This is a genomic window from Mycobacterium sp. 48b, from assembly GCF_048282725.1.
Classification (GTDB): Bacteria; Actinomycetota; Actinomycetes; order Mycobacteriales; family Mycobacteriaceae; genus Mycobacterium.
The window spans coordinates 162,479-177,368 of record NZ_JBLVUL010000001.1 but is presented as its reverse complement, the minus strand read 5'-3'; the positions used below and the strand labels follow the sequence as shown (position 1 = coordinate 177,368).

12 protein-coding genes are annotated in these 14,890 nt (G+C 65.9%); 10 read left to right on the top strand and 2 right to left on the bottom strand.

Annotated features, from left to right (window positions below; translation table 11 throughout):
- Positions 1–101 precede the first annotated feature (101 nt).
- From ACNQR1_RS00820 to ACNQR1_RS00800, 5 genes are all read left to right on the top strand, one after another.
- The gene (locus ACNQR1_RS00820) at positions 102–1,580 is read left to right on the top strand and encodes a DUF3375 domain-containing protein (RefSeq protein ID WP_418043285.1); all 1,479 of its coding nucleotides are present in this window, start codon (positions 102–104) and stop codon (positions 1,578–1,580) included.
- Entirely contained in the window at positions 1,577–2,350 is a 774-nt protein-coding gene (locus ACNQR1_RS00815; protein ID WP_418043283.1) for a DUF4194 domain-containing protein, read from the top strand. The genes ACNQR1_RS00820 and ACNQR1_RS00815 overlap by 4 nt, the downstream gene beginning before the upstream one ends.
- Entirely contained in the window at positions 2,343–5,705 is a 3,363-nt protein-coding gene (locus ACNQR1_RS00810; protein WP_418043281.1) for an ATP-binding protein, read from the top strand. Before ACNQR1_RS00815 ends, ACNQR1_RS00810 begins: the two co-directional genes overlap by 8 nt.
- A gap of 401 nt (positions 5,706–6,106) precedes the next feature.
- Entirely contained in the window at positions 6,107–6,250 is a 144-nt protein-coding gene (locus ACNQR1_RS00805) for a hypothetical protein (protein WP_418043280.1), read from the top strand.
- On the top strand, positions 6,250–6,822 hold the full coding sequence (locus ACNQR1_RS00800) for a hypothetical protein (protein WP_418043278.1): 573 nt from the start codon (positions 6,250–6,252) through the stop codon (positions 6,820–6,822). The genes ACNQR1_RS00805 and ACNQR1_RS00800 overlap by 1 nt, the downstream gene beginning before the upstream one ends.
- 143 nt (positions 6,823–6,965) lie before the next feature.
- On the opposite strand, the gene ACNQR1_RS00795 is transcribed toward ACNQR1_RS00800, so the two are convergent.
- Positions 6,966–7,781 carry a MaoC/PaaZ C-terminal domain-containing protein gene (locus ACNQR1_RS00795; RefSeq protein ID WP_418050224.1) on the bottom strand — a complete coding sequence of 272 codons (816 nt, stop codon included), beginning with the start codon at positions 7,779–7,781 and terminating at the stop codon, positions 6,966–6,968.
- Positions 7,782–7,794: 13 nt separating this feature from the next.
- Complete coding sequence (locus tag ACNQR1_RS00790) at positions 7,795–9,147, bottom strand: 3-oxoacyl-ACP reductase (protein ID WP_418043276.1); 1,353 nt, start codon at positions 9,145–9,147, stop codon at positions 7,795–7,797.
- A gap of 109 nt (positions 9,148–9,256) precedes the next feature.
- On the opposite strand from ACNQR1_RS00790, the gene ACNQR1_RS00785 reads away from it, so the two are divergent.
- The 5 genes from ACNQR1_RS00785 (at position 9,257) to ACNQR1_RS00765 (ending at position 14,889) form a co-directional block, all read left to right on the top strand.
- The gene (locus ACNQR1_RS00785; RefSeq protein ID WP_418050223.1) at positions 9,257–10,558 is read left to right on the top strand and encodes an acetyl-CoA C-acetyltransferase; all 1,302 of its coding nucleotides are present in this window, start codon (positions 9,257–9,259) and stop codon (positions 10,556–10,558) included.
- 414 nt (positions 10,559–10,972) lie between these two features.
- A complete protein-coding gene (locus tag ACNQR1_RS00780; protein ID WP_418043274.1) occupies positions 10,973–11,884 on the top strand; it encodes a TIGR03564 family F420-dependent LLM class oxidoreductase in 912 nt (303 codons plus the stop codon).
- Positions 11,885–11,962: 78 nt separating this feature from the next.
- Complete coding sequence (locus ACNQR1_RS00775; RefSeq protein WP_418043272.1) at positions 11,963–13,237, top strand: sensor histidine kinase; 1,275 nt, start codon at positions 11,963–11,965, stop codon at positions 13,235–13,237.
- Positions 13,234–13,881 carry a LuxR C-terminal-related transcriptional regulator gene (locus tag ACNQR1_RS00770; RefSeq protein ID WP_418043270.1) on the top strand — a complete coding sequence of 216 codons (648 nt, stop codon included), beginning with the start codon at positions 13,234–13,236 and terminating at the stop codon, positions 13,879–13,881. Before ACNQR1_RS00775 ends, ACNQR1_RS00770 begins: the two co-directional genes overlap by 4 nt.
- Before the next feature lie 69 nt (positions 13,882–13,950).
- The gene (locus ACNQR1_RS00765) at positions 13,951–14,889 is read left to right on the top strand and encodes an aromatic alcohol reductase (protein WP_418043268.1); all 939 of its coding nucleotides are present in this window, start codon (positions 13,951–13,953) and stop codon (positions 14,887–14,889) included.
- Position 14,890 lies beyond the last annotated feature (1 nt).

Genomic DNA, 14,890 nt, shown 5'->3' with positions numbered 1-14,890 from the left:
GGCCGGTCTGATCGCCAACAGCAAACCGAACTGGAGTCGGAACCTGTCGCGTCAGCCGCCTAAAGTGGTGCCGATGTCCAATGCGAAACGAAGGGCCGGTCATGCCTGAAGCAGTGCCCGGCCATGGGTCGCTGGACCAGCTCTACCAGCTCAACCGCGAGGTCGCGGATTCGCGCTCGGCGCGGCTGCTGGTGGCCAACAACCTGGCCACCTACCTCACGCTGATGGAACGCCATCTGGACCGCGGCGCCAAGCTCACCGAGATGGAGCTGGTGGTCCGGCTGGAGCGTGACCTGGCCGACCTCGGCCCCGAAACCGAGCAGTCGGGTCTGGCCCTGATCAAGTACTGGGCCAGCCAGGGCTGGCTGCACCGGATCACCGAGCAGTCCGGCGACACCGAACGCAACGTCTGTTACCTCACCTACGAGGCGCGGGCCGTGCTGGATTTCGCGCGCCGCATGCGTCGTGAGGACACCATCGCCACCGGCGGCTCGATCACGGGCATCGCTGCGGGGCTGCGACGGGTGGCCGGACAGGTCAGCAACGATCCCGAGCGCATCCGCGCCGACATCGAAGCCGAGATCGCCAAGCTGCGTGACGAATTGGATGCCCTCGAGCAAGGGCAGCGCCCCGAACCCGACCTGGTCGACGTCGAGGACGAGGCCAGGGCCATCGCCTTGCAGATGGAGCAGATCGTCTCGGACATCGGTCAGTACGGCAGCATGCTCAACCGCATCACCACCCGGCTGCTGGATGCCTCCGCCGACACCGATCTCGGCTACCGCGAACGTCAACGCCAGCTGTTCGACGACTACGAGTCGCTGTTCGCATCCCGCGAGAGTGCGTCGTACACCGCCTTCACCCGGATGATCCAGGATCCCGAGCAGCGGGCCGCTTTGGTGGGCGACATCGAGGCGGTGACCCGCGAGCTGCCGCACCTGGATCCGGACCTGCGTGAGGTGATGACGGGGTTCTTCAGCCTGGTGTCGGCACAGACGGCGGAGGTGGGCCGGACCAGGCAGCGCTGCGCCCGCCGGATCAAGCGCTTCGTCGCCTCCGGCACGCTCGAGCACAGCCGAGGCGTCACCCGTCAGCTCAACGACGCACTGGCCAGTGCGCACGAACTACTCAGTGTCTCGCTCGCCGACAGCCGCATCGGCATCGAGGTGCCCCTGGTCCGCACGGACTTCAATTCGATTGGCGCCGTGGCGTTCAAGATCCGTGATGCGATCCCGCCGTCGCAGGCCGAGTCGTCGGAGGGGGAGGTCAACCTGTCGGCATTCTCGGCCCTGGCCTCGCAGGTGGACGCCGCCGAACTGGCCGAGCTGGTCAACGGCGCGGTGGCGGCCGGACCGCTGTCGCTGCCCGATGCGATCGGCATGCTGGACTCGGCCTACCTCGGGCACGTCATCGTGCTGTGGTCCTGGGCGCTCAAGCAACCCCCGAGCCGATCGGACGCCGAAGCCGATCATTCTGTGCGAGTACGGTTCCGGTCCCTTGAGGGTGCCGACCGCGAAATCGAGATCCCCCGACTGGTTTTCACCGAGCCGATCCCTACTGCCAGCGAGAGCATCCTATGACCGACACCCCTGACACGTCGCCGGCCACCGATACGGGGACCGGCTCAGATGCGGCGATCGATTTCGACGCCCTGCCGAGCATCGACGCGGTCGAGCGGTCCACCGATCAGCGCCGGGCACCCCGCTTCGACGGGGACGTCAGCGAACTGCCCGACCGGGCCTGCTGGGCACTGCAGCACCTGCTGTCGCGTCGCTATGTCAGTAAGGACAACCACTCAGAACTGTGGTCCTGGGTGACCCGTTACCGCTCCGAGCTGACTGTGCGGCTGTCGGAACTCGATATGCGCCTGTGCATTTCGGATGATCACGACATCGCCTACGTCGAGCAGGCCGACTACGAATCGCAGTGGCGGCGCCGCTTGCTGCGACGTGAGACCCTCAACACCTACGACTCGATCCTGGCCCTGCACCTGGCCAAGCTCATGCGTGCCGCGGCGCGCGACGAGAACGTGCTGATCAGCCGTGACGAGATCCACGAACTGTTCGCCGGGGTCAACAACGACACCGACCGTGACACCGCGTCGTTCGACAAGCGGATCGACAACGCGATCGAGCGGCTCACCGACATCGAGATGCTCGCCCGCAACCGGGAGGACGAGGACAGTTTCACCATCAGCCCGGTGGTCAACGCGATCATGACGGCCTCGATGATCACCGAACTGCAGCAGCAGTTCGAGCAGCTCAAGCGGGCCGCCAACGGCACGGCAGACGACGCCGACGACACCGATGCAGCCGAACGGCTCGAGGACGAAGTGGACGCTCATGGCTGAACCGACCAACCAGTTCTCGCTGTCGCGCCTGCAGGTCATCAACTGGGGCGTGTTCGACGGGTACCACTCGATCCCGTTCAGCCGGCACGGCACGTTGATCACGGGATCCTCCGGCAGCGGTAAATCCTCTCTGCTGGACGCGATTTCGTTGGCTTTCCTGCCTTCGCACCGCCGCAACTTCAATGCGTCCGGCGACACCACCGCTGCGGGTGCGGGCACCGGCAAGCGCACGGTCGACAAGTACGTCCGCGGCGCCTGGGGTGAGCGACGCGAGGGCACCAGCCGCCAGATCATGTACCTGCGTGGGACCGGTCCGGCCTGGTCGGCCGTCGCCGTCACCTACAGTGACCGCACCGGGCGGTCGGTCACCGGGCTGGTGCTCAAATGGCTGGCCGCCGAGAAGACCTCGGATCCGGGCAGCCGCTACTACCTGATCGACGACGACCGCGACATCTTCGGCCTGTGCAACCGGTGGGCGGCCAACGGCTATGACGCCTCGGTGTTCCGCGACGACGGCTGGACCGGCGGACGCAGCGAGAGCCAGTACCTGGCCCAGCTGTACTCCAGCATCGGCATCCGTGCCTCCGAGGCCGCCCAGCAGCTGCTCGGCAAGGCCAAGTCGCTGAAAAGCGTTGGTGGCCTTGAGCAGTTCGTCCGGGAATTCATGCTCGACGAGCCCGCCAGCCTCAGCGGCGTGGAAGAAGCCCTCGAGCAGATCAACCCGCTGGTCGAGGCGCGCGGCCTGCTCGACGTGGCCCGGCGCAAGCGCAACACCCTCGGCAACATCGCCGCGGTTCAGGCACGCTACGCCGACGAGGCGGCCAAGTTCGGCGTGATCGACACCATCGACAACGCCATGGTCCGCGATTACGTCGACCACGTGCGGTTGGCGCAGTCCGGTCCCGAGATCGCCAATCTCGACGACCAGATCACCCAGCTCGGCGCTCAGCGCGACGAGTTCGGCACTCAGCAGCGCCAGCTCAAGAACGAACACAATTCGCTCATGGCGCAGATCAACACCGTCACTGTGGATCTGGTGCCGCTGCAGCAACGCCTGACCGAGGCCGAGCGCATCAGTGAGGAAGTGTCGCGCCGGCGCAGCGGCTACGAGGACAAGGTCACCGCGCTGGGGTTGACCCCGCCGGACAACGGCGAGGAATTCTGGTCGCTGCGTGAGACATTGATGGACGAAGCCGACCGGCTGCATCGCGAACTGTTCACCGGCAACCAGCCCTACGTCGAGGCCTCGGCGAAGGAGGTCAGGGCCCGCGAGGCGCGGGAGAGTGTGGAAGCCGAGCTGGAACGGGTGCAGCGGCTGGGCTCTCCGCTGCCGCGGACCGAATACGAGATGCGCGCGCGCATCGCCAGGGCTCTCGACATCTCCGAGCGTGATCTGGTCTACGTGGCCGAGCTGATGGAGCTCAAGCCAGAGGAGTCGCGGTGGCGGCTGGCCGTCGAAAAGGTGTTGCGCGGAGCCGGATTACGCTTGCTGGTCCCCGACGCCTACATGGACCGGGCACTGCGTTTCGTCAACGAGAACGACATGCGTGGCCGGATCCAGCTGCAGCATGTCCAGCACGGGTCGCAGTTGCGTACCCCGGCTGCGGGCACCCTGGCCACCAAACTCCAGCTCGCCGACCCGACGCACGACAGCGCGGTGGAGGCACTGAATGTGATCGCGGGCATCGGCGACTACGTGTGCGTCGACGGGCCGGAGGAGTTCACCGAGCAGTCTCGCGCGGTCACCGACCAGGGCCTGCGCAAGGACAGCGGCCGGCTCTCGATCAAGGATGACCGGTCGAGGCTGCGGCCGTCGGACTACATCTTCCTCGGCGGTACTGCAGCCAAAGTCGAAGCGCTGCAAGATGATCTGGCCGCCGCCCAGGACGTATATCAGGGGGCGCGCACCGCACGTGAGCGGCTCGACGAACACCGCGGCCAGCTGCAATCCCGCGAGCGGGCCTGCCGGGCATTGTGTGACCAGTTCATGCAGTGGAGCGACATCGACACCGATTCGGTCGACGAGATGCTCGAGCGGCTGCAGGACGAACACGATCTGCTGGTGTCTGACAATCCCGATGCCGAACGGCTGCAACAGCGGGCCGACGAATGCTGGGAGCGCGTCGAGAAGGTCATCCAGCAGATCGGCTCGCTCAACGAACGCGAGACCACGCTGGACCGCAGGCGGACCGCGCTGCTGGAGCTGAGCGAGATGCTGGCCGGCCGGCTCGGGTCCGGCGAGTTCCCGTCGCATGCCCGCGACACCATCGACGGCTATGCCGCCGACGTCGCCCTGACCCTTGAGCTGCTCGAATCCGAGCCCTACCGAAGCGAACTGACCCGCGTCATCACCCGCGAGCGGGACCGGCTGCGGGCGGACCGTAACCGCTCCCACGACGAGTTGGCCGGCATCATGGCCGCTTACGACAGCTCGTTCCCCGACGCGATCCCGAATGACAGCGATGTGTTCGACGAGCGGGTTCACGATTATGTGGCGTTGTGCCGCCGCATCGACGAGCGGGAGCTGCCCGACGCCTACGAGCGCATGCAGCGCCTGATCACCGAACAGGCACCGGGCGCGATCCTGAACCTGCACATGATCGCCGACAACGAGGCGCGGCGGATCACCGAGCAGATCGCCCGGGTCAACACGGGCCTGGGTGCGGTGGAGTTCAACCGCGGCACCCGGCTGACCCTGCACGCTGGTACCCGGCACCTGGCGGCCGTCGATGAACTGAACGAGAAGGCCCAGCGCATCTCCTCGCGGGTGTCGCTGGTGAGCTTCGGCGACGAGACCGCGATGTTCGATCAGTACACCGACATCCTGCAGCTGCGGAAGTTGTTGGCAGGGAACACTCCCGAGGACCGGCAGTGGACGCGTGATGCGCTCGATGTCCGCAACCGGTTCGTGCTGTACTGCGAGGAGCGCGACGCCGAGACCGGCGAGGTGATCCGGACCTACAGCAATTCCGGTGACAACTCGGGCGGTGAGCAGGAGAAGCTCATGGCGTTCTGTCTGGCCGGGGCGCTGAGCTTCAACCTGGCCAGCCCGGACAGCAATGACACCCGGCCGCTGTTCGCCCAGCTGATGCTGGACGAGGCGTTCTCCAAGTCGGATCCGCAGTTCGCGCAGCAGGCCCTGTCGGCCTTCCGCAAGTTCGGTTTCCAGTTGGTGATCGTCTCGACCGTGCAGAACAGCACGACGATCCAGCCCTACATCGACAATGTGGTGATGGTGTCCAAGTCCGACGCCTCGGCGCCCAATGCCAGGCCGGTCGCGTCGGTCACCTCGGCGTCGATCTCCGAATTCGCCGATCTGCGAAAGACTTCGGGAGACGCGGTACCGAGCGCCTGAGCCGATGCCGAGTGTGCACACAGATCGCGATCTAGCGCGGAAACGCGATCTGTACGCACAATCGGCACGACGTTGGCTTGATCACATCCATGCCAGTTGCCAGTTTCCCATGCGTAAGGATGTAGAGATCGTTCAGGCGTTGGGGGATGCTCATGGACTTGGTTGGGAAGGCGGGTGATCCGTGCCCACCGGATCGCCGTTGGAATTGGAAGTGGGGGTATGGGCCACAACCGGACCTCCTGATCAAGCCCAGAGATTGGGAGACACACCACCTGATCGGGAAGTTTCACGAAAACGATCTGCGCAGAGCAGTTTGGGGATACGCCTTTCTGGCCGTGCTCGTAGGTTCGCCGGTCCTCCTCGGTCTGTGCGGGGGTCTGGTGGTCGGATTCTGGCCAGGATTGAATCAATGGGTCGACCTCGTCGTCGCATTGATGATCGCTGTTGCAGCCATTCTCGGGGTGATCGGCTATGCGTTGGTGGGGTTCAACACTCAACCACCGGCCAAGATCGCGCCTCGGCTTCCGCTTGAGGAGCCGACGTGATGGCGGTCATCGACGTCTTGGTTCTGCTTCTGGCAGTGCTGGGCACCGCCTTGCTGATTGGCCGTTGTATCCGTGCCAAGCGGGAGTTGTCGGCGTTGAGGGCCGAGAAGATCGAGCGTCGACGCGAACGTGGCGTTGGTGCTGACGATCCGATCGACTTGCTGTTTCTACTCAGCGATGAGGAAAAGCGAGCGCTGCTGCGTAAGCCGGCCGTGTTGCCGAAGTGGCTGGGGTCCAAGAATATCGCTGAACTTGAACCATATGAAGCGGCTTGGTACGCGGGATTTGCGCGTCCAAAGATGCACATGCAGCGCTACTTGTCGGCAATATTTGCCGTGGTCGGTGGGTTGTGTGTGACCCGCTATCTTTTTCCGCTGTTTGATTGGGTTTTGTCGCAGACCCCGCGTGACGACAAACACGTCTTGCCGGCCGTGGGGCATACATTTTTAGAGTTGGCGCATGTTCTGCCGTTGATGATCGGATTTGCGTTCATCGGCGTCAGCGTGTTGCTGAAGCAACGGTCTGACGATCTCGAATTCTATGCGGATGCGCTCGAGGAGCGATCAAAGTAGTGGAATTTGGTGATGTACAAGCGCGATCGCACAAATTGCTGACGCGCTTGTACATCACTATCTGACGCGATACACCCCGCGAGCACGGCGAGACTGCGTCCAGATCGTGAACGGGACCTGACGCAGGTCTCGTTGTGTCAGCGTCAGAGCCCGGCGACCGTCGCGGACAGGTGCGGGTAACCCTTCTTCAGGTTGCGCAGGGTCAGCTCCCAGCCGTCGGCGTCGCGCTCGACGTAGAGCCCGGCCTTGGCAGGCAGCACCACTGGCTTGGCGAACCGCACCGAGTACTTGACCGCATCGGGGAGTTGTCCCTCGATGTTCGCCAGAACGGCTGCCGCACTGAACATCCCGTGTGCGATGACGGTCGGGAAGCCGAACAGCTTGGCGGCGATCGCGTTGGTGTGGATCGGGTTGTGGTCTCCGCCGATCGACGCGTAGTTCCGGATCTGGCCGGCGGTGATGTTCAGCACCGCGTTGGGCGGCGGCAGTTTCGGCTGCTTCTGCGGTTCCGGCTTGGGCTCGCCCGAGAGGCTGGTCTTCTGCTGGTGCAGGAACGTCGTCACCTGGTGCCACGCCACATCGTTGCCGACCTTGAGTTCGGTGACGATGTCGACGAGCAGCCCCTTGCGGTGCTCACGCAGGTTCTCCGCGTGCACGGCCGCGCTGACGGCATCGGTCACCTTGATCGGCTGGTACTGGGTGATGTGGTTCTCCAGATGCACCGAACCCATTGCGGCGAACGGGAAATCGAACCCGGTGACCAGCGACATCACCGTCGGGAAGGTCAGCGCGAACGGGTAGGTCAGCGGCAGGGTGTCGCTGAACCGCAGCCCGGTCACCTGCGCATAGGCGGCCACGTTGGCCGGGTCGATGGGCAGGTTGTCGACCGTGACGGTGCGTGCCGGCAGGGTCTCGTCGCGCGGGATGAAGGGCAGGGCGCCGACGACGGCGCGCAGCATGTTGTTCACGTGCTCAGGCTCCCAGCATCGCCTGGCCGCAGACCCGGATGGTGTTGCCGGTGACCGCATTCGACGCCGGGCTGGCGAAGTACGCGATCAACTCGGCCACATCCACCGGCTTGCCGCCCTGGAACAGCGAGTTCAGCCGGCGGCCGACCTCGCGGGTGGCCAGCGGGATGGCGTCGGTCATCTTGGTCTCGATGAAGCCGGGGGCGACAGCGTTGATGGTGATGTCCTTCTCGGCCAGCACCGGTGCCAGCGCCTCGGTCAGCCCGATCATCCCGGCCTTGGTGGCCGCGTAGTTGGTCTGCCCGCGGTTACCCGCGATGCCGGCCATCGAGGACAGGCCGATAACCCGGCCGCCCTCGCTGAGCGTGCCGCTGGCCACCAGGCCCTCGGTGAGCCGCTGCGGGGCAAGAAGATTCACCGCGATCACGGAATCCCAGCGGCTCTCGTCCATGTTGGCGAGCAACTTGTCGCGGGTGATGCCGGCGTTGTTGACCAGCACGTCAACCTTGCCACCGTGCTGTGCAGTGACATGGGCAATGATGGCGTCGACCGCATCTTCTGAGGTGACGTCAAGCGTCAGCGCGCTGCCGCCGACCTTTTCTGCGACCTTGCCCAGGTCTTCTGCGGCCTGGGGAACGTCGACCGCGACCACGGTCGCGCCGTCACGCGCGAACACCTCGGCGATGGTCGCGCCGATGCCGCGGGCCGCACCGGTGACCACGGCGACCTTGCCGGCCAGCGGCTTGTCCCAATCGGCGGGCGGGGTCGAATCGGCTGCGCCGACCCGGTACACCTGCCCGTCGACGTAGGCCGACTTGGCCGACAGGATGAAACGCAGGGTGGACTCCAGGCCGGTGGCGGCGGGCTTGGCGTCGGCGGCCAGGTACACCAGCGACGCGGTCGCGCCGCGCTGCAGTTCCTTGCCCAGTGAGCGGGTGAAGCCCTCGAGGGCGCGCTGCGCGATCTGGGCGTTGACGCTGTCGGCCTGGTCCGGCGTGGTGCCGATGACGACCACGCGGGCGCACGACGCGAGATTGCGCATCACGGGGGTGAAGAACTGGTAGAGCTCCTTGAGCCCCGCGGCGTCGGCGATGCCGGTGGCATCGAGCACCACGCCGCCGAACGAATCGGCCCAGCGACCGCCGATGTTGTTGGAGACCACGTCGTAGTCGCCGGCCAGTGCGGCGCGCAGGGGCTCGACGACTCGGCCTTCTCCGCCGATGAGCAGGGACCCGTTCAAGGGCGGGTCGCCTGCGCGGTAGCGGCGCAGGGTCTCGGGCTGCGGCACGCCCAGCTGCTTGGCCAGGAACGATCCCGGCCCGGAGTTGACCACTTGGGAGAACAGGTCGGAAGCCACTTCAGCTGCCTTTCGCTTCGCAGTACTGCGTTGTCCACACCGAACTTACTCCAGAGTAAGAACAGTGGGTAATATGGCCCCGGACAACCCGACAGTGGAGGGCAAACAAATGGCCAACAACACGACCCGGCGACGCGTTGCCGTTTTGGGTGGCAACAGGATTCCGTTCGCACGGTCCGACGGCGCCTATGCCAACGCCTCCAACCAGGACATGTTCACCGCCGCGTTGGACGGGCTGATCGAGCGTTTCGATCTGGCCGGTGAGCAGCTCGGTGCGGTGATCGGTGGCGCGGTGCTCAAGCACAGCCGCGACTTCAACCTGATGCGCGAATGCGTGCTGGGTAGCTCGTTGTCGCCGTACACCCCGGCTTTCGACCTCCAGCAGGCTTGCGGCACCGGCCTGCAGGCCGCGATCGTCGCCGCCAACGCCATTGCGCTGGGGCAATACGAGTCCGCGGCCACCGGTGGTGTGGACACGGCATCGGACGCCCCGATCGCGTTCGGCAACGATCTGCGCCAGGTCCTGCTGGGCCTGCGCCGGGCGAAGTCCAACCTGGATCGGCTCAAGCTGGTCGGCAAGCTGCCGGCAGCCCTGGGCGTGGAGATCCCGGTCAACAGCGAGCCGCGCACCGGGATGTCGATGGGCGAGCACGCGGCGGTCACCGCCAAGAAGATGGGCATCAAGCGCGTCGACCAGGACGAACTGGCCGCCGCCAGCCACCGCAACATGGCTGCCGCCTACGACCGCGGCTTCTTCGACGACCTGGTCACCCCGTTCCTCGGGCTGTACCGGGACAACAATCTCCGGGCTGATTCGTCGGTGGAGAAGCTGGCCAAGCTCAAGCCGGTGTTCGGCGTCAAGGCCGGCGACGCGACGATGACCGCAGGCAACTCGACCCCGCTGACCGACGGGGCCTCGGTGGCGCTGTTGGCGAGCGAGGAATGGGCCCAGTCCCACGGACACGAACCGCTGGCCTACTTCGTCGACGGCGAGACTGCGGCAGTCGATTACGTCAACGGACCCGACGGCCTGCTGATGGCACCGACCTATGCGGTGCCGCGGCTGCTCGCCCGCAACGGGCTGACCCTGCAGGACTTCGATTTCTACGAGATCCATGAGGCGTTCGCCTCGGTGGTGCTGGCCACGCTGGCGGCCTGGGACTCCGACGAGTACTGCAAGGAACGTCTCGGCCTGGACAAGGCGCTGGGCAGCATCGACCGCACCAAGCTCAACGTCAACGGTTCCTCGCTTGCGGCGGGTCACCCGTTCGCGGCCACCGGTGGCCGCATCGTCGCGCAGCTGGCCAAGCAACTGGCCGAGAAGAAGAAGGAAACCGGTCAGCCGGTGCGCGGCCTGATCTCGGTCTGTGCGGCGGGTGGACAGGGCGTCACGGCGATCTTGGAGGCGTAGCTTGCGGAGCCCGACCATCGGGGAATGCGGCGTGACCTCCAGAAACCGCAGGCCGAAAAACATCCGAAAAGTTTCTTTCGGAGATGTGTAACGGCCGCGGCATAGGGGTCGATACATGGGTAGCTCCGTGTTGCCGTCTGACCCCCCGACCCGACGGCAACACGGGGCGACCTAGCTTCAAATTCTCGGCAAAATTCGGCCGTACTTTCTCTGGTTTGAGGGGTACCCGAGGCGTACGATCGAGTCTACGACGGGTTCGGGAGTGACTGATCCAAAGAGTCGGTACAGGGGTGAAAGACCGGCTGCGTGAGACGAATTGAAACGCCCCCAAGTGTCCTCCCGAACCCGCCCTTTTTTGTCTGAATGGCTTCCCCTTCCGATCCCATGCGGCCCGTCCTCGCATAGCGTGGTGTCATGCAGATCAGCCTCATCGCCTCCCTCAGTGAAACCGGGGGCCGCTCCCCGGTCGACGCCACCGTAGAGAACCTCGCGCAACTGCACGAAGAGGGATTCCGGCGGGTCTGGATGACGCAGATGCCCTATGAGCCCGACCTGCTGACCGTTCTGGCGGTGGCGTTTCGCGAGGTCGACGGTATCGAGGTGGGCACCGGCGTCATCCCCATCCAGAATCAGCACCCGATGCTGCTGGCCCAGCGTGCGCTCACGCTCAGCCTGATCAGCGGGGGCCGGTTCCTGCTCGGCCTCGGCATGACGCACGCGGCGGTGACCGAGGGCATGTGGGGCATTCCGTGGGACAAGCCGGTCCGTCGGCTCCGTGAATATCTCGACGGGTTGCAGCCCCTGCTGGACGGCGAGCCGGCCGACGCGCCGGGGGAGACCGTCACCACGCGCGGCGCACTGCAGATCCCCGGAGCCTCCGCGCCCGAGGTGTACATCGCCGCGCTGGGGCCCCAACTGCTCAAGCTCGCGGGCCGTCGCACCGCCGGCACCGTCACCTGGATGACGGGGCCGACCACGCTGGCAGAACATGTCGCCCCGACGCTGCGCGAGGCCGCCGGCGATCGTCCGGTCCGGGTTGTGGCGGCACTTCCGGTCAGCGTCACCGATGACGTCGACGGGGCGCGCGCCCAGGCCGCCAAACAGTTCGCGATGTACGGGCACCTGCCGTCCTATCGGGCCATGCTCGACCGGGAGGGCTACGCCGGCCCCGAGGACGCCGCGATCATCGGCGACGAAAGCACTGTGGCAGAACGCATCAAGGCGCTCGGAACAATTGGTGTGGACGAGTATGTCGGAGTGGTGTTCGACGCGTCGCCCGAAACCAGGTCCCGCACAAGGGCACTGCTGCGGTCGCTCGACAGCTGACGGTGTGGCTGGCCACACCCCGTACTGGCCGGGCAGCACCATCGCCCGGCACCGACGTAACCGGCCACGATGATGACCATGACCGCAACCGCCTCCGCAGTCGATGACCGGCGCCAAACCCTGAGAACGCCGTTCACCGCGGCAGCTGGCCGTGGCTATCTCTATTTCCTGCTGGTGAGCGTTCTTGCTCTCGTCGGTGTCGTCTACCTGTTCGTGACCGGCCTGACCTCGGGGCTGTTGCTCGTCACCCTGGTCGGCATACCCCTGCTGGCTCTCGTGGTGCTGTCAGGCCGACGGTGGAACGCGCTGTACCGGTCGCTGGCCCGGCTGGTCGGCGTCACCATCGACGCACCGGCGCCGTTCGCCCGGCAGGCCAGTTGGCCGCACACCGTGGCCGCCGCGCTGACAGACGGTGTGGGCTGGCGCAGCCTGGGTTTCCTTCTCCTGCAGAGCATCGTGATGACACCTCTCGGCTACGGGGTGGTGCTGGGAGTCATGATGGCCGTGGTCCTGGTCGCCTCCCCGGTGATCTGGGCGATCACGGGAGAGGCGATCGTCAGCTTCGGCGAACCCGTGGACTCGCCCGGTGTCTACCTACTGCTGTCGGCGGGCGGACTGCTCGCGCTGTACCTGTTGGCGTGGGTCATGATCGGTGTCGGGCGTGCCCACGTCTGGCTGGCCGGAGCGCTGCTCGCCCCGACCGGCCGCGAACGCCGGGTCGGCGAACTGGAGCGGGCCCGCGCCGATGTCGTCGACGAGTCGGCAGCCACACTGCGTCGCGTCGAGCGCGATCTGCACGACGGCACCCAGGCCAGGCTGATCGCGGTGGCGATGACACTGGCACGCGCCGAGGAACAGCTGGCCGACCCCGAGAAGGCCGACCGGGCCAGACAGCTGGTCTCCGATGCGCTGGCGAACACGCGGGACACCCTGACCGAACTGCGGGACCTGGTTCGCGGGATCCGCCCGCCCGCTTTGGATCTCGGCCTGGTGCCGGCTGTGCAGACGTTGGTGGCGCGCAACCCGATTCCTGTCGAGCTGGTCCACGACCTCACCGTGCGGCCGTCGATGGGCGTGGAAACGCTCGCGTACTTCTGTGTGGCGGAGTTGCTCGCCAACGTGTCCCGGCATTCGGGCGCGACGCAAGCCACGGTGTGGCTGTACAGCGATGCTGAACTATTACGGATCACTGTGACGGACAACGGGTCCGGTGGAGTGCAACCGGCCAACGGTTCGGGATTGACCGGACTGGCGGATCGGCTGCGCATGGTCGACGGCCGCCTCGACATCGAGAGCCCGTCCGGCGGGCCCACCACGGTGACTGCTGTCGTACCGTCGGGAGCGCAACGATGACCCGGCTGGCGATCGCCGAGGACAATGCGATCCTGCGCGACGGCCTGACCCAACTGCTGGTCGAACGCGGGCATGACGTCGTGGCCAAGGTGGGCACGGCCGACCAGATACGCGAGATCGCCGAGACGCTGCGGCCCGAAGTGTTCGTCATCGACATCCGCATGCCGCCGAGCTTGACCGACGAGGGACTGATCGCGGCGGTCTCGTTGCGGCGCTCACATCCGGACGTCGGTGTCCTGGTGTTCTCGCAGTGGGTCGAGACCCGTTACGCCGCTGAGTTGTTGGCGGGGAACCCGGAAGGGGTGGGTTATCTGCTCAAGGACCGGGTGGCCGACATCGGCGAGTTCGATGCCGCGGTGCGGCGCGTCGCCGCCGGCGGTACCGCGCTGGATCCGGAGGTGGTGCGCCAGCTGATGGGGACCCGGCGCAGCGGCGATGCGCTGGCCCGGCTGACTCCCCGCGAAAGCGAGGTGCTCGCGCTCATGGCCGAAGGGCACTCGAACAATTCCCTGGCCCAACATCTTTCGGTATCCGAGCGTGCGGTTGAAAAACACATCGGCAGTATCTTCACCAAGCTCGACCTGCCGCCGTCGACGGCGCACCACCGCCGCGTGCTGGCGGTGGTCACCCACCTGAACTCCTGACTGGCCCGGGATGATTGTCGGCGATCTGTCGGTTGCAATGCACGAATCACCGCAGAAACGGAGACCACAGTGCCCGCAGCCCCACCGACGGCAGACAGGCCGAGCATTCTCGTCATCGGGACAGGCGAACTCGGCGCCGGCGTGTTGGCCGCGCTCGCCCGTCACCTCGGAATCCACCCCGGCGCTGCAAACATCGCGGTGCTGCTGCGGCCACCGGCAGCAGGTCCCGATCCGCAACGCGATGCGCGCAGCAAGGAGCTGGCCGAGTCGGGTGTCGCCATCGAACACGCCGACGTCGCGACGGCATCGGTGGCCGAGCTCGCGGGCATCATGGGGCGCTACCACACCGTCATCAGCTGCGTCGGCTTCGCTGCCGGGCCGGGCACGCAGCGCAAACTTGCTCAATCGGCCCTCACTGCCGGGGTATCACGGTTCTTCCCATGGCAGTTCGGCGTCGACTACGACGAGATAGGGCGCGGTAGCGCACAGCCGCTGTTCGATGAGCAGCTCGACGTACGCGACCTCCTGCGCAGCCAGCACGCCACGGAGTGGGTCATCATCTCCACCGGCATGTTCACCAGCTTCCTGTTCGAACCCGAGTTCGCCGTCGTGGATCTGTCGACCGAGACGGTTCATGCGCTCGGAAGCTGGGACAACCAAGTCACCCTCACCACCCCCGAAGACATCGGTGTGCTCACCGCCGACATCGTCTTCGCCGAGCCGCGTATTCGCGACTCCGTCATCTATCTCGCGGGGGACACGGTCAGCTACCGCGAACTCGCCGACGTCGTCGATCGAGTCCGCGGGACAGCTGTCACCCGCACTCTGTGGACCACCGACCTCCTGCTGGACCGGCTACGGCAGGATCCCGAGGACACGATGAGCAAGTACCGGGCGGTGTTCGCCCGCACCAACGGTGTTGCCTGGCCGAAGGATCAGTCGTACAACGCTGTTCGCGGTATCAGGACGACCACCGCCGAGGAATGGGCCCGAGCGAACCTGGTGTGAC

Excerpts from the sequence above, each read along its gene's own strand:
- ACNQR1_RS00820 (WP_418043285.1), top strand. The coding sequence starts at position 102 with ATGCCTGAAGCAGTGCCCGGCCATGGGTCGCTGGACCAGCTCTACCAG.
- ACNQR1_RS00815 (WP_418043283.1), top strand. The coding sequence starts at position 1,577 with ATGACCGACACCCCTGACACGTCGCCGGCCACCGATACGGGGACCGGC.
- ACNQR1_RS00810 (WP_418043281.1), top strand. The coding sequence starts at position 2,343 with ATGGCTGAACCGACCAACCAGTTCTCGCTGTCGCGCCTGCAGGTCATC.
- ACNQR1_RS00800 (WP_418043278.1), top strand. The coding sequence starts at position 6,250 with ATGGCGGTCATCGACGTCTTGGTTCTGCTTCTGGCAGTGCTGGGCACC.
- ACNQR1_RS00795 (WP_418050224.1), bottom strand. The coding sequence starts at position 7,781 with ATGCTGCGCGCCGTCGTCGGCGCCCTGCCCTTCATCCCGCGCGACGAG.
- ACNQR1_RS00785 (WP_418050223.1), top strand. The coding sequence starts at position 9,257 with ATGGCCAACAACACGACCCGGCGACGCGTTGCCGTTTTGGGTGGCAAC.
- ACNQR1_RS00780 (WP_418043274.1), top strand. The coding sequence starts at position 10,973 with ATGCAGATCAGCCTCATCGCCTCCCTCAGTGAAACCGGGGGCCGCTCC.
- ACNQR1_RS00775 (WP_418043272.1), top strand. The coding sequence starts at position 11,963 with ATGACCGCAACCGCCTCCGCAGTCGATGACCGGCGCCAAACCCTGAGA.
- ACNQR1_RS00770 (WP_418043270.1), top strand. The coding sequence starts at position 13,234 with ATGACCCGGCTGGCGATCGCCGAGGACAATGCGATCCTGCGCGACGGC.